Source organism: Turicibacter sp. T129, assembly GCF_025594975.1.
In the GTDB taxonomy this organism is placed as follows: Bacteria; Bacillota_I; Bacilli_A; order MOL361; family Turicibacteraceae; genus Turicibacter; species Turicibacter bilis.
In genome coordinates this window covers 18,492-36,984 of the sequence record NZ_JAMQUU010000078.1, presented here as the reverse complement: position 1 = coordinate 36,984, position 18,493 = coordinate 18,492, and the positions used below count along the sequence as shown (strand labels likewise).

The following is an 18,493-nucleotide window of genomic DNA, read 5'->3' as shown; positions in this document are numbered from 1 at the left end:
CCGCTACTTGGACGTACTCGGGACTTTAACCCGTTAGATAATACCCATGCCGGGCGCACATAAAAAGCTGTCCCTTTCGAGACAGCTTTGGCTATATTTTAACGTGTGTATGTGTGTGTTTAAATAAAATTAGCGGATAACTTCTTCAGTTGTTACATCGAAGAAGTGGCATTTGTTCATGTCTAACGCTAACTCTAATGTATCTCCCATACGAACATCAGAACGAGCATCTACTTTAGCAACTAATTGTTGCCCAGCTAAAGTTGTATACAGAATAGACTCATGTCCTAATAACTCTGCTACTTCGATTTCAGCTTTATATTTTGCTTCACTATAAGTATCTGCTACGATTGGTTCATCATGAATATCTTCTGGGCGGATACCGAAAATCACTTCTTTATTATCATATCCTTTTTGTTTTAACATATTAAATTTGGCGTCTGGAATACGGAATTTTAAGTTATCTGCAATAAAGTAACCATTTGCTACTTTACCATGAACAAAGTTCATTGCAGGAGATCCGATGAATCCACCAACGAAAACAGTTTTTGGATTATCATAAATTTCTTTTGGAGATCCGATTTGTTGAATTACTCCGTCTTTCATAACAACAATACGAGAAGCCATTGTCATCGCTTCTGTTTGGTCATGGGTAACGTAGATTGTAGTTGTCGCTAAACGCTCATGTAATTTGATGATTTCTGAACGCATGGCAACACGTAATTTAGCATCTAAGTTTGATAATGGCTCATCCATTAAGAATACTTTTGCATCACGTACGATGGCACGTCCTAAAGCAACACGTTGACGTTGTCCCCCTGATAACGCCTTTGGTTTACGATCTAAATATTGTTCAAGTCCTAAAATACGAGCTGCATCTTTCACACGACGATCAATTTCCTCTTTAGGAATTTTACGTAATTTTAATCCGAATGCCATGTTATCATAAACATTCATGTGAGGATATAATGCATAAGATTGGAATACCATCGCGATATCACGATCTTTTGGCGCCACGTCATTCATTAAGACACCATCGATATAAAATTCCCCTTTAGAGATTTCCTCTAACCCCGCAATCATACGTAATGTTGTTGACTTCCCACATCCTGATGGTCCAACGAATACGATGAATTCTTTATCTGCAATATCTAGATTGAAATCTGTTACAGATGGATTTGGATTGTTCTCATAAATTTTATAAATGTTTTTCAATTTTAATTCAGCCATTTTTAATTCCTCCCTCTTGGTATAGGTAAATTATAGAATGAAAGCGATTAACTTTCAATAAACAACTTGCACTCATTTTAATCATATAACTTGTGCACCTTGTATATAACGTTTATATATTACTTTTTAATTCGAGGTTTTTTATCAAAATATAGGCTACAATGGCATGTTTAAACTCTTTCACATTAAGTCCCGTTAATTGAATAAATCGTTCTAATTTGTTCATGAACGTATTGCGATGCATGTACAAGGCTTTCGCCCCCATCGATAAATTAAAGTTATTGTCTAAATAACACTTCACCACTTCCACAAGATCATAAGATAATCTTTCAATCTTTTGCGCCAATTGGTTAAATCCATCGTAATCATTAACAGTTAAAATCATATATTGTAATAGAAGTTCTTGTTGTTCCATAATAAGAACTTGACGATTTCGATACTTTTGATAGAGATTAAATTCTTTTAGAAAAGCCTCAGAGATTTGATCATCAATCGAATAATCGACCGTCTTATAAAGATTCGTATAATAATAAAAATCTTCGTTGATTGCTTTTGCAATTTCTTCAAATTCTTCCACGTCATATTCATTTCGTTTGGTAAAATCAAGAATGACACCATATTCACGATCAATAAATAAAACAATGAATTTCTGATTAAAGCTTTTAATTAATTGATCAAATTCAATTTTTGTGTCCGAATCAAAATTATGGTGGAAAAAGATAAATCGCACTTCATCGTATGGATGAACCATCGTCTCTAGTAATTTTGTCTTTCCATATAACAATAACTCTAACCAAAATAACCTTTTTTGTTGATCAAAATCAATAGAGACAATCTCATCAAATAATAAGGATAGCAATTTTTTTTCTGATGTCGGAATGTTTTTCTTTATGCCAATCAAATGATTCCCTTCATCTTTGAACCAGTAATAATCATTTGGATAGTCTGGCATCTCATCAATAATACATTTTTCTTTATAAAGTTCTTTTATTTGTAAAAGCATATAGCATCCCCACTTCTCCCCTCATAGTATATATTAAGTATATCATTTTTTAGATGCTGACAACATAATAGTTTCCGCTGTGTGAACGATAAAAAAACGATTTACGTTAATAACAAAGGAGGTCCGTTATGCCAAGAAGTATTACAATGGCTCAATTGAGTCAAATCATGAGTACGAATCCGGTCATTATTGATATTCGTGATCCTTATCAGTATGCTCAGTTTCATCTTCCAACAGCAGTTAATATCCCCTATCAAACGCTCGTCATGTATCCAGAGCGCTACTTAAATTTGCGAGATACCTATTATTTAATCTGCGCTCATGGGGGTGAAAGTTATCGAGCATGTATGATGCTTGAACCAGCTGGATATAAAGTGATTAGTATCGCAGGTGGCTATACAAATATGCGATACCGCTATTAAACATAAAAAGTGAGTCCTCACGGGACTCACTTCTTTTAGATTGAAAAACGTTTGGGAAGATCTGTTTGAAATTCATACGTTTCTTTTGTAATTGGGTGAATAAAGCTGACATAATAGCTATGCAATAAATGGCCATCTTCTAAAAATAGTGCTTGATCATCATACAGTGTATCTCCAATCAAGGGATGTCCTAAATAATCCATATGGAGACGAATTTGGTGTGTTCGTCCCGTTTCAAGTTCACATTCAATGAGTGTATTTTCACCTTGTGTTTCAATGACACGATAATGCGTGACTGCATGATCTCCATCTTCACGAACCCCACGTTTAACGTTTCCCTCTTGCAATCTAGCAATTGGAGCTTCGACTGTGCCTGAAGTCGTGAGATGACCTTTCACAAGGGTATAATATTTTCGTTTAATTTGCTTCACATCTTTTGTCATTAAATGATGAATATGACGATATTTCGCCACAACTAATAAGCCTGATGTATCCCGATCCAGTCGATTAACAAAATGAATCGTGGATTCAATTTTTTCTTGATTATAATAGTGAACTAGTGCATTGGCTAACGTTTCATATGGATGGCGAATCGATGGAATGGTCGGAATGCCCGCTGGTTTATTCACCACCAATAGGTAATCATCTTCAAAGATAATATCAAGTGGCAACTCATAAGAAGCTAATCCAGCACTTCGTTCTTCTGGCGGAAAAATAATCTTTAGCTCATCGTTTGTTTGTAAGACATAACGAACGGTTTGATGCTCTCCATTCACTTGCAAATCTCCTCCACGATGCTTCGTGGCGACAATCGCTTTTTTAGAAATTTCTTGTTTCTTTAAAAAATTTAAGATCGATGTTCCGTGTTCTTCTGGTTTAATCGTGTAAGTTAAAGTCAAACTCATGTCGGTACTCCTATAAGAAATGTTGCTTGACGCGTCCCCAGAAAAGTCCATCACGACGTTTAATGAAAGCAACGGAACGTTCTGATAGGGTCACTTTAATTTTTTGAATATTTTGATATGATTCATATAAATGGTCACGAGTAATCGTCACATCAGCAAAGTTTTCTGATTGAAGTGTCACGACTTGCTCTTGCGGAATAATTAATGGTGATCCAATTGTACGAAACACATTATTATTAATCGATGCAATCTCGGTCATTTGGAACGCTTTTAAGCTAGGATAAATAATCGCTCCCCCTAATGATTTATTATACGCTGTACTTCCCGTTGGGGTTGACAGACAGACACCGGTTCCACGAAACGATTCAAAAAACAAATCATCAATGGTCACATTTAAATGCTGCGTTCGATAAGCATTTAAAAGCGTCATTTCATTAAACGCATATAATTGATGGCAAACTTCACTTTCCGAAGCTACAGACTCACAAAGGACGATGGACAATAATGGATGATGATTGATGTTTGAATGTTCTTGTTTTAAAAACTCCACAAGCTCATCTAACTCATCAGGTAACCAATCTGTGTAGTAACCTAAGTGACCCGTATGAATCCCAATAAATTTAACCTTCTCAATTTGATTCAGATAATGATGGACCGCATGTAAAACGGTCCCATCTCCACCAATCGTTAAAACAATTTCAGGTTCTTGATCATTTAATTCGATTTGTTCTTGTTGTAATTTTAACATAAGTTGCTCTTTGACTTGTTGAGACTGCTCACGCTCGTTCGCATAGATTGCTACTTTCATGTTAATCTCCTTTATGCTTTTTAATTAAATAATCTTCATTTAACGTCACTAGGCTAGCAGGCGGTTCAACCACTCTAAACTCATCGGATTGACGTTTTTCAAATGTTTTCTGTGCCTCCGCAATTTCATCACGAATCTCTGACATCTGACCATCCAACCAAGCAGCAGCTTCAGCGGCTTGTTTTAATCGGTCTTTAATTCCTTCTGGAATTTGTCCTTCATATTTATAGTTTAATGAATGTTCAATACTCGCCCAAAAGTTCATTGCAAGTGTTCGAATTTGAAATTCAATCATAACTTTTTTCATCCCATCAATCGTTTCTAAATGATAATAAGCATGAATATGATACGATCGATATCCACTTGCACGTTGATGTAAAATGTAATCACGCGTCTCAACAATTTCTAAATCTTGACGTTTTTTTAATAACTCAACCACCATGTAAATATCTTCAACGAACTGACAGTTAATACGAATTCCGGCAATATCATATACTTTATCAATCTCCTGAATTGATAACCCCATACGGTCCAATTTATCCAGTATACTCGAGATCGTTTTAATACGACCATCTACAAATTCAATCGGAGAGTGTAATCCCTTCGTTTTATATTGTTGGCGGATTCCGCGTAAGTTTATTTTTAATTCTTGTAAGGCTAATTCATACGGCTCAAAAAAACTTAACCAATCCATTAAATTCACCTCTATTTCTTCACTTTGATTTAATCTGTTGTCTCTCACTCAACTTATTTTATAAATATTTTCTTCACTCATTGATTATATCATGTCTTTGCGTCATAATTAAATAGAGGTGAGATTGTTTATGTCTACAAATCTGGAAATTGAATTTAAAAACATGTTAGATGAAAATGAATATCATGAATTATTAAATTATTTCTCAATTCATGAAGAGCAAATTTGGACACAAAAAAATGTCTATTTTGATACACTATCTCATGATTTAAAACGCCAACAAGCGGCTCTTCGCGTACGAGTAAAAAATAACACGTATGAATTAACATTAAAAACGAAAGCAGAAGTCGGTCTACTTGAGACAAATCAAATGATTACAAAAGCAGACTACAAAACATTTAAACATGATCATCAACTCGTAAAAGGACCTGTTTACGATGCCTTAGTTGAGTTAGGAATTCATGTAGATGAATTACGCGTCATGACAGATTTAACAACCAAACGTGCTGAAGTTCCTTATGAAAATGGACTTCTTGTCCTAGATAAAAGCTTCTATGGTGAAGTGATTGATTTCGAACTAGAATATGAAGTTAAAGATTATCATGAAGGATTAAAAATCTTTAACGATTTATTAAATAAACATAATATTCCGACGCGTCCCGCTGAAAATAAAATTAAGCGCGCCACAGCCGTCGCTAAAAAATAGGAAAAGCTAGCTTCTAAGGTAGAAGCTAGTTTTTTTGTTGCAACCAAAGTTGACCTAATTGCTCATCCTCTATTAAATAAGGTTCAAGCTGTAAGTATAAATGTGGTTTCTTAATATATTCATAATAGCCAAATTGCTCACGAATCATACCAAACATGGATAATAACTCTAAATATTTTTTCAAACCTAACCATGTGTGCTGTGACTCTTTTAGTCGATAATGAAGTCTTAACTTTTGGCGGATTTCTGATAAAGTAAACACCTCATGTTCTTCATAATTAGACATGATACATAAAACAACATACGCCTGCCAAATAAAGAGTGGCTTCTCGTATGCAACCTCTTCAATCGGCCAGCCAACAACTGATGGTAATAAAGATAAATTAATTAAAAAAGGTGCACACATTCTTAAAAGACCATATTCTTTTCGTTGATAACCTACATATTTTTGACATCGAAATTCTTTCTTAATGGCTAACCATTGACTTAATCGCTTTTGTTTATACGCTTGTGGTGGGAAGAGTAGTTGATCTAACGATAAAAATTTCAGGGGAACAGCTTGAATCGTTCCTTCAACCTCTTTTTGATTTAACCAAACAAGATGATCAAAAAAAGTAAGAGTTTCAGTGAGGACATTAAAATGAATTAATCGATTTCCCTTTTGAAGCCGCATGACTTGATTTAATAAATAAGTGTGTGATCTTTCCTGAATATCACGGATAAAAATCCAAATCACCTGAATTCCTGACTGACGGTAATCTTTATTTCGCTGTTCAAAGAGCTCTGGTGTCATCAGACTTTTTTGAATTTCAAACACATATTTTTGCTCATTCCATTCAAAGTAAATATCTGCAATCCGATTAACAGCTGACAATCGATATTCAAGCTGTACGGAGGTGGCTCCTTGATTAATTAACCACTGTGATAATACGAGCTTGCTTAGCTGATGGGCTTCGCTTTCATGAGTATGACTATCGTAATCACAAGGAGTTATATGGGAAAAATGCGCCCTTCTTTTTGGCCCCTGTTTAAAAATAACAGGAGAGCCGCAATACGGGCACTCATAATTTGAACTAAGTTTTAGTTGTGCAAGTTCCTTTTTTGGAATTTGTGTTAAATCAACGAGTTGGTTATTTTGTTTTGCTGTTAACATATTGATCACCCACTTTAACTTACGCAAAAAAGGGTGAATTTCTTTTTAAAGCAGATATTGTTCATTTAAAAGATGAGTGACTTGATTAATCATAATATCTAAGACGCTTAAAAGTTGTTTATCACAACGTCCCGCATGAATAAACAGAAGTTCAATATGTTCTTTCATAAGGTTAGGTATTAGCGGGCAAGATTCTTCCATGATTTGTATAATTCGCTTTTCAATTGGATAAAATTGTCGATTAATCGCAAATAAGAGATCTAAATAGCTTTTTAAATAGTCATTTAAAAGGCTAGAAATATGAATTCGATCTCGACGTTCAAGGGCTCGTTCGAATGAAATGTAGTATGATTTAGAGTTTGATTTAAGTAAAGGATATTGAATTTGAACAATTTTTTGTCGTAATAGATCAGGATATTGCGAGGTATATTTTTGTTTCAATGTCGATAATTGTTCATGACGATCAAATACAATGTTTGAGTAATGAACAAAATAAGCAATACGCGTTGAATTATAGCGAGTAACACACGCTTCATTCATCACAGTAATAAGTTGTTTTTCAATTTCTTCAATATCTAGATAACATAAATCAAGTTCAATAGGGAAATCCCGAAGTAAACAATGGTCGGTTTGTACTTCTCCTAGACAGTCCAGTTCCATAGACTCTGAAAACTTCATTAAAATTTGATTTCTCGTCTCACTAGGAATAAATTCGGTGTAGTAGATATTTATGTTAATATCGGATAAATCATCTTGATAATTAGAAAATTTAGATCCTGCCATGGCAATAGCCGTCACTTGCTCAATACTTTGGAATTCAGCGATTAAGCGATGTAAAATTTCATTCACATTGATCATCTTGTTCTCTCCTTCCATTTTTCGAATTTTTTATGACATAATAAAAAACAACTATACATAGTACAGATTGCTTAGTTGCTGTTTGTATGTTAAAGATCACTTATTACAATGTATTCATCAAATTTTAAAAATATGTTTGTCTCTTTTTAAAATATTTATCTCTATAACTCTCTGTTTATTGATCGACTGGTATAAAAAAAGAAGTAATCTTTAACCTAGATTACTTCTCTTACTATTAATATATTAGTTTCTTTTACTTGTATTCTCTATAAAATTGTCACTTAACGCACGCTCTAAAGCATTAACATATGAGCAATTACAGTTATCACAATTCTTACAGTAGATGACATTGCGTAATTCACGTGGTAAGAAACAGCGAATCTCTTCGTCATTATATCCAACTTGTAAACGATGTTTATCGACGATAATAGGACGACGTAAAACACTTGGATTTTCAACGATAAAATCAAGTAATTCATTGATTGTCATCTCATCTGCATCTAAGTTATTTTCTTTAAATGCTTTTGAACGGGTTGAGATAATATCTTCAAATCCATTTTCTGTTTTTTCTAAAATCTGTTTAATATCTTCACGTGTAATTTTCGTTACAAATAAGTTTTTTTCAATATATTTAATCCCATATTCATCTAACCATTTTTTCGCTTTACGGCATGATGAACAGCTGGGAGATGTATAAATTTCAACCATCCATATCCCTCCATAACGATAGCCATCATCTATCTTTTATATTGTACACTACCCTTTAATTAGATACAACCTATTAATGATGACTTTCATTTCTAATTTCAACTCGTTTGCTCATAAATTCATCAACTAATTTAAACCTCCAGTTTATAACTATATTTACTTTTTACCTAATTCATTCCTTTAAGATTAAATAAAACAGTGTCTAAACTTGGCTATAAAACTTCTTAATCCAATAAAGTCATCATTTATCCTCTCTGATATTTACTGACTCAATTCTATAAAATAATAAAATTGATTTGTGTTAAAATAATACAAACAATAAATAGCGAATAACAATAAAGGAATGTTTAACGATTGCATCTTGCTTGATACGTAAAGCATCAGCAATCCTGAATTGAACACTTCTAAATGCTGCATCTCCTAATGTAATCGGACAAGCTACCACTCCTAATAAAGTTAAAACAGCTCCCACATTTCCTAACAATCCAGTTGAAATAATTTTAACAACTCCAGATTGTCCACCTGATTCAGTTAAGGCTGTGTTTTAAGAACATGTTGATATTCAACAGGAAAGTCTAAATTTCATCTTATAGTGCGTCGCTTTTTCGATTAAGTTGCTTTCTACTGAAATCAACATTTATCTAAAACTCAACTATCTTTTAAACTAACAGAGTCAAATAAAAAAAGAAGTTGCAACCGAAAATTCGGCTACAACTTCTTTTTATTTACGTGACTGTTTCCAGTTTTCAATTTCTTCTTTTGTTCCTAAAACGAAGTGTCCTGGTGCTACTTCTGTCCAGTCCCCAGCGTAATAATCAATTTGTGATTTGTCATAAACGATACGTTTACGATCACGCTCATAATTTGGATCTGGAAGTGGAATAGCGGATAATAATGAACGAGTATATGGGTGAATTGCATTCGCATAAATATCGTCTGCACTTCCAAGCTCAACTAAGCGTCCTAAATGCATAACTCCAATACGGTCTGAAATGTATTTAACCATTGATAAGTCATGAGCAATGAATAAGTATGTTAATCCAAATTCTTTTTTCAGAGTATTCATTAAGTTAACCACCTGTGCCTGAATTGAAACGTCAAGCGCAGAAATTGGTTCATCGGCAATAATAAACTCCGGATTTGTTATTAACGCACGGGCAATCCCAATACGTTGACGTTGTCCACCAGAAAATTCATGAGGATAACGCCCAGCATGGTCTTTACTTAAACCAACAGCTTCTAAAATTTTATAAACTTTTTCCTCACGGTCTTTTTTATTTTTCGCCAATTTATGAATATCAATTCCTTCAGCAATAATATCAATCACACGCATACGAGGATTTAAACACGCCATTGGATCTTGGAAAATCATCTGAATTTGTTGACAAACTTCTGCTTTTTCTTTTTTCGATAATTTTTTTGCAATGTTTTTCCCTTTGAAGATAACTTCTCCGGCTGTTGGTTGATATAAACGAATGATACTACGTCCAGTTGTTGATTTACCTGATCCTGACTCTCCAACTAATCCAAACGTTTCTCCTTTATAAATCTTAAATGAAATATCATCAATCGCCTTAACCGTTAGTTTATGGTCAATTTTGAAATATTGTTTTAAATTTTTAACTTCTAATAAAACTTCGCGTTCGTTATTACTCATGAGTGTATCCTCCTTTTGCACGAAGACGTAATACTGCAGCAGGTGGGGTTACTTTTGGTGCTTGTTCATGCAATAACCATGTTGCCGCATAATGTGTATCACTGACTTTAAACATTGGTGGTTGTTCTTCAAAATCAATGTTTAAAGCATACTCACTACGAAAAGCAAACGCATCTCCTTTTGGTGGTGTTAAAAGATTAGGAGGGGTTCCAGGAATCGCATAAAGCTGTTCATCACTTGTATCTAAGTCAGGCATTGATGCCAGTAATCCCCATGTATAAGGGTGGCATGAATTATAGAAAACTTCATTGCTCGTTCCGATTTCACAAACACGCCCTGCATACATAACAGCAACGCGATCGGCAACGTTTGCTACAACACCTAAGTCGTGTGTAATAAAGATAACAGCAACATTTGTTTTTTGTTGTAAATCTTTAATTAACTCTAAAATTTGAGCTTGGATTGTGACATCAAGTGCAGTTGTTGGCTCATCACAAATTAATACACGTGGATTACATGCTAAGGCAATAGCAATAACAATACGTTGACGCATTCCACCAGAGAACTGATGAGGATACTGCTTCATACGTTTTGCTGCTTCACTAATTCCAACAAGAGTAATTAATTCTTTTGCTTTAGCTTTTGCTTCTGCTTTTGAACATCCTTGATGTTTCATGATCGGTTCCATAATTTGTTTTCCAATAGTCATTGTTGGATTTAAAGATGTCATTGGATCTTGGAAAACCATCGCGATTTCTTTTCCACGAATCTTATGATATTCATGCTCAGATAATTTCGCTAAATCGATTTCTTCTCCGTTTTCTTTTGTATATGTCATTGAACCGTCAGTAATTCTACCATTTTCAGCTAAAATCCCCATAATCGCTTTTGAAGCAACTGATTTACCTGATCCTGATTCTCCAACGATTGCTAATGTCTCACCCTCGTGTAACGTAAAGCTCACACCTCGAACTGCAGAAACAGGGCCTGCGAATGTATCGAATGTGATATTCAGATTATTAACATCTAATACTTTCTTCATGATTTTCTCACCGTCCCCTTCTTACTTCCCGCGTAAACGTGGATCTAACGCATCACGAAGTCCATTTGCAAATAAATTGATCGCTAACATTAAATACACCATAAAGAATGCTGGCACAAATAATAAGTAAGCATAAAATGTCATTTTACTTGTTCCATCACTTAATAATACCCCTAATGAGGACATTGGAATTGGTAATCCTAAACCGATGAATGATAACATCGCTTCTGTTGCAATAGCAGCTGGAATTGAGAACGTTGCCATAACAACTAATTGCCCAATAATATTTGGGAATAAATGTTTGAAAATAATACGAGTACTACTTGCACCAAGTGTTGTTGATGCCATTACGAATTCTTGATCTTTTAATTTTAAATATTGCGCACGTACGACACGAGCAACTGAAATCCATCCTGTTAAACTCATGGCCATCAGAAGAATAATAAATGATCCTGTGACGTTAGATAATTTAACATGTAAGATATTTTGAATTCCTGAAAGCACTGCATCTTTAGAAGCAATAAAGATAATCAGGATAACCGTTGTTGGAATAGATCCTAAAATTTCCGTAATACGCATCATGACGTTATCAATCGCTGTCCCACCGTAGAATCCAGCAATTGAACCGTATAAAATTCCGAGTGTAAAGTCAACAATTAATGATAAAAGACCAATTAATAATGATACTTGAACTCCTGTCCATAAACGTGTCCATACATCGAATCCTAATTCATCTGTTCCAAAGTAGAAATATAAATGTTCAACATTTTTTAACACGTAGGCATTAACATTTACTTTAATCATCTGAATTCCTTGTGTATCAAACTCCGTTGATTTTAATTCAAATGAGTCTAAGTTACTATATGCCGAATATTTACTCATTAAATCTGTAACTGGTACTGTTTCAGTTGATGATGCTCCGCGTAATTGAATCGTGATCATCAGATTTTCACCTTTTCCAGACCACTCCATAATGTCATAATCATTTGGATGATACTTAATCCCTAAAGCTTCAACAAATTCAGCTTTTGTTAAAGCGGAGTTTAACGTACTTACCTCTTGTGGTAATGAATTTCCGACAAATAAATCAAACGGTGTCATTTTTTTAACACTTGTTCCATTTAAAATACCTAATTTTTCAAGTCCTGGAACGCGTGGTGGTAAATAACTTAAGCGTGATTTTTCAATTTTTGTTCCTGTATCTGGATCAATTAAAACTGGAGTTTGATTATATTTAACCACTTCCCCACTTGAGTGTTTTGGACCAATGACTGGTGCTAAGAATGAACAAACGACTAAAATTAAAATGGCATACATTGAAATAAGTGCCGCTTTATTTTGACGTAAACGACGCCAAGCATCTTGCCAAAAAGTTAAACTTTCTGTTTTAATTTCATCGGATTGACCTTGATGTTTTGCAGCTAATTCAAATTTTGTTGGATCATATTTTTTTGAAATCATTATTTTCCACCTCCAGCTAAACGGATACGAGGATCGATGACACCGTATAATAAGTCAATAATTAAAATAACAATAACATATAAGAAGGCATAGAAGAATGCGATTCCTAACGTTAAGAATTGATCCTTCATCGTAACAGAGTTTAATAGTAAATTACTTAACCCTGGGACTCCAAAGAATTTTTCAACCACTAAACTTCCAGTCATAATTGAAACAACCATCGGTCCAACAACTGTAATAACTGGAATTAATGCATTACGCAGTGCATGATGCACAATAACTTGTGCTTTTGTTAACCCTTTGGCACGAGCTAGTAAAATATAATCTGTATTTAAAACTTCAATTAATTCTGAACGCATGTAACGCATTAATGATGCGATGACTGGTACTGAAAGTGAAATAGCTGGCAAAATCAATGATTTAAATTCATCCCACATCGTGACTCCACGCATTTCGTCAGCTGGTTGATAAATAACTGGTAACCATCCTAATTTTGTACAAATAAAATATTGTAAGAAAGCAGCTAATACGAATGATGGAATCGAAACTCCGAGTACTGATATAATCGTAATCATATGATCTGCCCACGAGTTTCGCTTCATCGCAGCGATAGCTCCTAATGTAATCCCGATTATTATCCCAATCAAAAGAGCTAATGCTCCTGGTTTAATTGTATAAGGGATTCGTGTTAAAACTAAATCCGTAACCTCTTGGTTTTGTAATTTAAATGATGTTCCAAAATCCCCTTGGAATACTCCTTTTAGATATCGAGCATACTGTACAGGAATCGGATCATTCATCCCATACTTTTCCTCTAAAATAGCAATTTGAGCTTCCGTCTTTTTCTCACCATCAAATGGGCTTCCTGGTAATAACTGAAGCAATAAAAAGTTAACCGTTAAAACTAAAAATAACGTAACCGCCATGTAGCCAAGACGCTTTAAAATGTACTTAAACATCATTAACCTCCCCTTCCGGATTTTCTTTCTCTTTAATTCATGTTTTCTCGTTGTATTGAATAAAAGATAGATTTAAAAAATTAATAATTAAATTGTCATTTTTTAAATCTATTTTTTAGACAATTCTAAGATGTGTGATTTTTTATGATTAGGTTTTATTTAAATGCCATAGTCCTTATTAAAACCTTAATATTCATGACCATAGATAGGTCACTTCTTTCATAAAAAATTTATACTCATCTAAAATATAATTTATGGTAAACAAGCATAAGACCAAGGTAGCCTTATGCTTGTAAAAACTCTTTTTTAGTTTTCTTTAATGTCTACCCATTTGTAGAAGTAGTCAGGTCCAACTGCTTGTGGCCAGTAGTTAATTAAGTTTAATGAACGTAAGCTTACAGTTCCTTTTTGATATAAAGGAATTAAAGCTTGGTCTTGACCTAATAAAATTTCTTCAGCGTTGATTAATGCTTCCCAACGTGCTTCATAATCAGTTGCTAAATCTCCAGATTTTGAATCATTAATTAATTGATCGTAATCAGCATTTGAGTATCCTAAGTTGTTATGTCCTCCACCTGTAACGAACATATCTAAGAATGTCATTGGATCAGCATAGTCTGGTGACCATCCTGAGAATGCTAATTCATAGTTTCCAGCAGATACACGAGCTAATTTTTCTGGGAATGGAACTGGTTGAACAGTTACAGTTAAACCAAACTCACTGAATGCTTCGTTTAAGTCATTCTGGATTGCAGATCCCATCTTGATAGCTGTATCTCCAGTTTGGATTAATAATTCTAGATCAATCGCACCAGTTACACCAGTTTCAGCTACTGCTTCTTGCCATAATTTTTTAGCTTCTTCTACATTATATGTATTAAATCCTGGATAAGTTGAACGGAAATCTTTTCCTTCAAACTTAGTTCCTTCAGGTCCATATACGAAATCTTTTGGTACTAAGTAATCAGCGACTGTTGAACCATTAGCTAATACCTCATCTGTGATGAATGATTTATCAATTGCCATATTGATGGCTTTACGAGCTTTAGCATTTGATAATAATTTCATCTCTGGAGTCGTTGCTCCGTTACCTTGGTTAATTTCTAAGTAGAATACCCCGGCATCACCTTCTGCAACCGCATCTGGACGTGATCCGTAAGTTGCTACGTTTTGTCCACTTAATCCAGCTGTCATTACTGTTCCATCTCTATATAAGCTAACTTGAGTATTATTATCGACATCTTCAATAACTGTGAAGTCAACTCCTGATAATGCTACATTTTCAGCATCCCAGTATAATTCATTTTTTGTTAAATAGAAGCTTTTTGAAATCTTCCACTCAGTAAATAAGAATGGACCATTATATAAGAATGTATCAACACTTGTTCCAAATTTATCTTCTGTTACTTCATTAACGAATGCTTCATTAACTGGATAGAATGCAGGGAATGCCATTAATGATAAGAAGTATGGCGTTGGTGTTGCTAATTTTACTTCAAAAGTATAATCGTCAATTGCTTTGAATCCTAATTGATCAATTAATGTTTGCATGTTTGTATTTGCTTCTTCAACTGATGCAAATCCTAATGCTTTAATTGCTTCTTCAGCAGATGCAACAGCTGCCTCTAAATCTGCTTTTGCTTCTTCATATTGCTCTTGTGCTGTACCAGTTTCACCATCTTCGTAATCTTCAACTTTTAAAGCAGCTAACTCTTTTGAACTTGTGTTATAAGTAACTAAGTTAGATGCTAGTCCTAATGCATCACTTGCCCCAACAACACCAGCTGTTTCTAACATAAAGTTATATTCAGCACCACTTTGAGGATCAATTAATTTTGTCCAAGAATAAACAAAGTCATGAGCTGTTACTGGTGCAACTTCTGTTCCATCAGCTTTTACCCATTTAGCGTCTTGATTTAAATGGAATGTATATGTTAATCCATCTTCTGAAATATCCCAAGATTCTGCAACACCTGGTTTAATTTCCCCATTTTCTCCAAATAAAACTAAACCTTCTAAGATGTTTCCTAACATTAAGAATGATACGTTGTCTGTTGCTTGCCAAGGTAATAATGATTTAATGTTAGATGTTTGTAATAATTTTAATACTTTATTCGAGTTTGTCTCACTAACACTCGAAGATTGTTGACTTTCTCCACTTGGTTGATTGCCAGCATCATTTGATGAACATGCGACAAGACCAAATGCACAGAAAGCAGCAGCAAAAATGCTTACTAATTTCTTATTCATTATAATGTCCCCCTTATAAAACACTTTCCATAATTGGAATTTTTTGTATCATTTTATGATACTTGTTACTATTTTATATCCCAGTTTATAGTTTGTAAATCCTAAATTTTGGTTGAAAGCGTTATTTTTTTGTAAAGTTATTTTTTTTCGTTATAAACGACCAAAAATATCTATAATAAGAGGTTTATCTTATATTAAATAAAAATATTTATTATAAAACTAGTTATTTTTTCATAGCTAAAATTTATTTCCAATGATAATTCTGGTATAATTAGTAAAAAAACCCTAGGTGGTGGCAAAATGTTACAAAAATATCATATCTTTTTAAAATCAACATTATGGATGACAAGCTTATCTTGTTTCTTTCTCCTTTGGCAGGGATTCTCAACTATAAATCTCATCAATACTCTATTTCTAGTCTCACTTTTTTTCTTCTGTGTGTATGGCTTCAAATGGATTATCGATCAAGGAACTTTTTATACCTTTGAATATTCATGGCAAAAAACAAAACGCTATGTTCTATTTTTCTTGCCTAAATACTGGTCAATCAAAGATACAAAAGATAGAAATAACGATTATGATGAAGAAACAGGCGAAAAAATTTATCATACATTCGAAGAATTTTATGAATATAAACAAAGTCAAAAATGGGACGACATCAATCAGCTTTTATGGTCAACGATCATCATTCTTGCCTTTACCTTCATTCTATCATTCCTATATATCTAACAAAAAAGTTCTGAACCTAATCGGTCAGAACTTTTTTCATCTCTTATCTTATAGTATTTAACTTTTTGTTTTAAATCACCGTGACTTATACAAATAACCCTTTATTTAATTTTCTCAAATTGTCCCATGTAAAGTTGATAATAATCACCTTTTTGTGCAATTAGCTCAGCATGAGTTCCTTTTTCAGCAATCTCACCATTTTTAAGTAATAAAATTTGATTAGCATTTACAATCGTTGATAAACGGTGAGCAATAATAAAGCTCGTTCGATCTTTTAACAACACTTGAATTGCATCTTGGATTAATTTCTCCGTCTCAATATCAATCGATGCTGTTGCTTCATCTAAAATTAAAATAGCTGGGTTAGCAATTAAAGCACGAGCAAACGAAATTAATTGTTTTTGCCCCGTTGATAAGCCCGAACCACCTTCTCCAATCACTGTCTCATAGCCATCAGGATAGTGGGTAATAAATTCATGGGCATTCACTAGCTTCGCAGCTTCTATAATTTCTTCATCGGTTGCATCTAGTTTTCCATAACGAATATTCTCTTTAATAGTTCCACTGAATAATTGCGGTGTTTGTAAAACATAACCTAGATGAGAATGGAGCCACTCTTGTGTACGCTCACGATAATCCACACCATCAATTAAAATTTGTCCACTTGTTGGCTCATAAAAACGACAAATTAAATTCACAATGGTACTTTTCCCTGAACCTGTTGGTCCAACAATGGCAATACTATTTCCCGCTTCAATTTTCAAGTTCATGTGTTCCATGACTTTTTCGCCTGTCTTATAATGGAAGCCCACATCGATTAATTCAATGTCTCCTTTAATCGGTTCCCAATTCTCTTTTTTCAAATTTCCAATTTGACCATACTTTTCAATAACATCTGGTCGATCAATAATATCAGATTCTGTATTAATTAATGAGATGACACGTTCAGCTGATGCTTGTGCATCTTGGAAACGTGTTAATAAATTCGCAATCGTGCGAATTGGATCATAAAATAGCGTCGCATATGAAAGGAAAACAACTAAGTCTCCATAAGATAAATCGCCATTAAAAACATCCATTCCACCAACATTAATAATTAAAGCAACACCAACACTTCCTAAAGCGACAATGATTGGATAATAAATGGCATTAATAACAGACGCACGTACTGATCCATCACGCATCTCTCTTGTTAAATGACTGAATTCTTCTAAATTATCTTCTTCTGTCACCAACGTTTTTGTCGTGACCGCCCCTGTAATCCCTTCATTGAAAGCTCCTGTAATTTTAGAGTTCATTTTTCGTACGCGACGATATTGCTTTAAAATGCGCGTCTGGAAATAATAGCTTACGACCGCCAGGATGGGTAAAACCGCGATGGTGATTAAGGCAAGCTTCCAGTTCATCATGAACATTGAAATCGTCACAAAGAACATGACCATACTTCCCCAAATCGCATCAGTTAATCCCCATGATAAAATACCACCAATCCGATTCGTATCAGATGTTAAACGCGATAATAGCCATCCAACGGATGACGTATCATAAAAAGAGAATGATAATTCCTGTAATTTTTTAAATCCGTCTTTTCGAATTTGATAACTAATACTTAGTTGTAATCGATCTGAAAGTAAGATAAATGCCCAAACGATAAATCCGAATAAGGCGATAAAGGCTAAATAAATGCCTGCAAACAGTGGGAGTTGTTCAAGGTTTCCTGTTAAAACATATTGATCAATGACTATCCCATTTAACTTCGGATAAATCGTATCTAAAATGGCTAATGTGATGACAGAGACAAAAAGTAAAATAACATCACGTCTCTCACCCTTCATATAAGATAAAACTTGCTTCCATGTTGCAAGGTCGGCTTTGGTGTATTCTACTTCATCAAATTCTTTTGCCATC

The 18,493-nt window shown here is 34.1% G+C and carries 18 protein-coding genes; 3 read left to right on the top strand and 15 right to left on the bottom strand.

The features are described 5' to 3' along the window. Positions 1-129: 129 nt before the first annotated feature. Positions 130-1,230 (bottom strand): ABC transporter ATP-binding protein, encoded by a 1,101-nt coding sequence (locus NEH75_RS11995; protein WP_055242288.1) that lies wholly within the window; start codon positions 1,228-1,230, stop codon positions 130-132. A 112-nt stretch (positions 1,231-1,342) separates the two neighbouring features. Continuing rightward, positions 1,343-2,233: a helix-turn-helix domain-containing protein gene (locus NEH75_RS11990; RefSeq protein WP_055305552.1), complete on the bottom strand. Its 891-nt coding sequence runs from the start codon at positions 2,231-2,233 to the stop codon at positions 1,343-1,345. 128 nt (positions 2,234-2,361) lie between these two features. Here NEH75_RS11990 and NEH75_RS11985 point away from each other — a divergent pair, with 128 nt between their 5' ends. Next, entirely contained in the window at positions 2,362-2,655 is a 294-nt protein-coding gene (locus tag NEH75_RS11985; protein ID WP_055242293.1) for a rhodanese-like domain-containing protein, read from the top strand. Between the two features lie 35 nt (positions 2,656-2,690). Here the strand turns inward: NEH75_RS11985 and NEH75_RS11980 are convergent, their stop codons facing one another. The 3 genes from NEH75_RS11980 to NEH75_RS11970 are packed head-to-tail and all read right to left on the bottom strand — an operon-like array spanning position 2,691 to position 5,062. Then, on the bottom strand, positions 2,691-3,560 hold the full coding sequence (locus tag NEH75_RS11980; protein ID WP_055242295.1) for an RluA family pseudouridine synthase: 870 nt from the start codon (positions 3,558-3,560) through the stop codon (positions 2,691-2,693). Between the two features lie 10 nt (positions 3,561-3,570). Continuing rightward, positions 3,571-4,368 (bottom strand): NAD kinase, encoded by a 798-nt coding sequence (locus NEH75_RS11975; RefSeq protein ID WP_055305551.1) that lies wholly within the window; start codon positions 4,366-4,368, stop codon positions 3,571-3,573. Between the two features lies 1 nt (position 4,369). Continuing rightward, positions 4,370-5,062 carry a GTP pyrophosphokinase family protein gene (locus NEH75_RS11970; protein WP_055242299.1) on the bottom strand — a complete coding sequence of 231 codons (693 nt, stop codon included), beginning with the start codon at positions 5,060-5,062 and terminating at the stop codon, positions 4,370-4,372. Between the two features lie 130 nt (positions 5,063-5,192). Between NEH75_RS11970 and NEH75_RS11965 the strand changes: the two genes are divergently transcribed. Next, a complete protein-coding gene (locus NEH75_RS11965; RefSeq protein ID WP_055275918.1) occupies positions 5,193-5,768 on the top strand; it encodes a CYTH domain-containing protein in 576 nt (191 codons plus the stop codon). Positions 5,769-5,793: 25 nt separating this feature from the next. On the opposite strand, the gene NEH75_RS11960 is transcribed toward NEH75_RS11965, so the two are convergent. The 9 genes from NEH75_RS11960 to NEH75_RS11920 all read right to left on the bottom strand — a co-directional run bounded on the left by NEH75_RS11960 (position 5,794) and on the right by NEH75_RS11920 (position 15,856). Beyond that, positions 5,794-6,921, bottom strand: a complete 1,128-nt coding sequence (locus NEH75_RS11960; protein ID WP_055242303.1) for a competence protein CoiA — start codon at positions 6,919-6,921, stop codon at positions 5,794-5,796. 45 nt (positions 6,922-6,966) lie between these two features. Then, complete coding sequence (locus tag NEH75_RS11955; protein WP_055305550.1) at positions 6,967-7,779, bottom strand: DUF4037 domain-containing protein; 813 nt, start codon at positions 7,777-7,779, stop codon at positions 6,967-6,969. A gap of 243 nt (positions 7,780-8,022) precedes the next feature. Continuing rightward, positions 8,023-8,487 carry a Spx/MgsR family RNA polymerase-binding regulatory protein gene (locus NEH75_RS11950; protein WP_055242309.1) on the bottom strand — a complete coding sequence of 155 codons (465 nt, stop codon included), beginning with the start codon at positions 8,485-8,487 and terminating at the stop codon, positions 8,023-8,025. A gap of 301 nt (positions 8,488-8,788) precedes the next feature. After that, positions 8,789-8,959, bottom strand: a complete 171-nt coding sequence (locus tag NEH75_RS11945; RefSeq protein WP_156344112.1) for a hypothetical protein — start codon at positions 8,957-8,959, stop codon at positions 8,789-8,791. Between the two features lie 249 nt (positions 8,960-9,208). Beyond that, on the bottom strand, positions 9,209-10,144 hold the full coding sequence (locus tag NEH75_RS11940) for an ABC transporter ATP-binding protein (protein ID WP_055242313.1): 936 nt from the start codon (positions 10,142-10,144) through the stop codon (positions 9,209-9,211). After that, positions 10,137-11,186, bottom strand: a complete 1,050-nt coding sequence (locus NEH75_RS11935; protein ID WP_262948927.1) for an ABC transporter ATP-binding protein — start codon at positions 11,184-11,186, stop codon at positions 10,137-10,139. The genes NEH75_RS11940 and NEH75_RS11935 overlap by 8 nt, the downstream gene beginning before the upstream one ends. 21 nt (positions 11,187-11,207) lie before the next feature. Next, positions 11,208-12,647, bottom strand: a complete 1,440-nt coding sequence (locus NEH75_RS11930) for an ABC transporter permease (RefSeq protein WP_055305549.1) — start codon at positions 12,645-12,647, stop codon at positions 11,208-11,210. Further along, positions 12,647-13,606 carry an ABC transporter permease gene (locus tag NEH75_RS11925; protein ID WP_055242319.1) on the bottom strand — a complete coding sequence of 320 codons (960 nt, stop codon included), beginning with the start codon at positions 13,604-13,606 and terminating at the stop codon, positions 12,647-12,649. Before NEH75_RS11925 ends, NEH75_RS11930 begins: the two co-directional genes overlap by 1 nt. A gap of 306 nt (positions 13,607-13,912) precedes the next feature. Then, positions 13,913-15,856, bottom strand: a complete 1,944-nt coding sequence (locus tag NEH75_RS11920; protein WP_262948926.1) for a peptide ABC transporter substrate-binding protein — start codon at positions 15,854-15,856, stop codon at positions 13,913-13,915. A gap of 300 nt (positions 15,857-16,156) precedes the next feature. Between NEH75_RS11920 and NEH75_RS11915 the strand changes: the two genes are divergently transcribed. Beyond that, a complete protein-coding gene (locus NEH75_RS11915; protein WP_055242322.1) occupies positions 16,157-16,585 on the top strand; it encodes a DUF3899 domain-containing protein in 429 nt (142 codons plus the stop codon). A gap of 101 nt (positions 16,586-16,686) precedes the next feature. On the opposite strand, the gene NEH75_RS11910 is transcribed toward NEH75_RS11915, so the two are convergent. Further along, positions 16,687-18,492, bottom strand: coding sequence for an ABC transporter ATP-binding protein (locus tag NEH75_RS11910; RefSeq protein ID WP_055305547.1), 1,806 nt, complete (start codon positions 18,490-18,492; stop codon positions 16,687-16,689). Position 18,493 lies beyond the last annotated feature (1 nt).

Bases quoted from the DNA above. Each gene is read 5' to 3' on its own strand.
- NEH75_RS11955 (WP_055305550.1), bottom strand. From the start codon at position 7,779: ATGATCAATGTGAATGAAATTTTACATCGCTTAATCGCTGAATTCCAA.
- NEH75_RS11930 (WP_055305549.1), bottom strand. From the start codon at position 12,647: ATGATTTCAAAAAAATATGATCCAACAAAATTTGAATTAGCTGCAAAA.
- NEH75_RS11970 (WP_055242299.1), bottom strand. From the start codon at position 5,062: ATGGATTGGTTAAGTTTTTTTGAGCCGTATGAATTAGCCTTACAAGAA.
- NEH75_RS11915 (WP_055242322.1), top strand. From the start codon at position 16,157: ATGTTACAAAAATATCATATCTTTTTAAAATCAACATTATGGATGACA.
- NEH75_RS11910 (WP_055305547.1), bottom strand. From the start codon at position 18,492: ATGGCAAAAGAATTTGATGAAGTAGAATACACCAAAGCCGACCTTGCA.
- NEH75_RS11995 (WP_055242288.1), bottom strand. From the start codon at position 1,230: ATGGCTGAATTAAAATTGAAAAACATTTATAAAATTTATGAGAACAAT.
- NEH75_RS11935 (WP_262948927.1), bottom strand. From the start codon at position 11,186: ATGAAGAAAGTATTAGATGTTAATAATCTGAATATCACATTCGATACA.
- NEH75_RS11940 (WP_055242313.1), bottom strand. From the start codon at position 10,144: ATGAGTAATAACGAACGCGAAGTTTTATTAGAAGTTAAAAATTTAAAA.
- NEH75_RS11925 (WP_055242319.1), bottom strand. From the start codon at position 13,606: ATGTTTAAGTACATTTTAAAGCGTCTTGGCTACATGGCGGTTACGTTA.
- NEH75_RS11950 (WP_055242309.1), bottom strand. From the start codon at position 8,487: ATGGTTGAAATTTATACATCTCCCAGCTGTTCATCATGCCGTAAAGCG.
- NEH75_RS11965 (WP_055275918.1), top strand. From the start codon at position 5,193: ATGTCTACAAATCTGGAAATTGAATTTAAAAACATGTTAGATGAAAAT.
- NEH75_RS11920 (WP_262948926.1), bottom strand. From the start codon at position 15,856: ATGAATAAGAAATTAGTAAGCATTTTTGCTGCTGCTTTCTGTGCATTT.
- NEH75_RS11980 (WP_055242295.1), bottom strand. From the start codon at position 3,560: ATGAGTTTGACTTTAACTTACACGATTAAACCAGAAGAACACGGAACA.
- NEH75_RS11985 (WP_055242293.1), top strand. From the start codon at position 2,362: ATGCCAAGAAGTATTACAATGGCTCAATTGAGTCAAATCATGAGTACG.
- NEH75_RS11990 (WP_055305552.1), bottom strand. From the start codon at position 2,233: ATGCTTTTACAAATAAAAGAACTTTATAAAGAAAAATGTATTATTGAT.
- NEH75_RS11975 (WP_055305551.1), bottom strand. From the start codon at position 4,368: ATGAAAGTAGCAATCTATGCGAACGAGCGTGAGCAGTCTCAACAAGTC.
- NEH75_RS11960 (WP_055242303.1), bottom strand. From the start codon at position 6,921: ATGTTAACAGCAAAACAAAATAACCAACTCGTTGATTTAACACAAATT.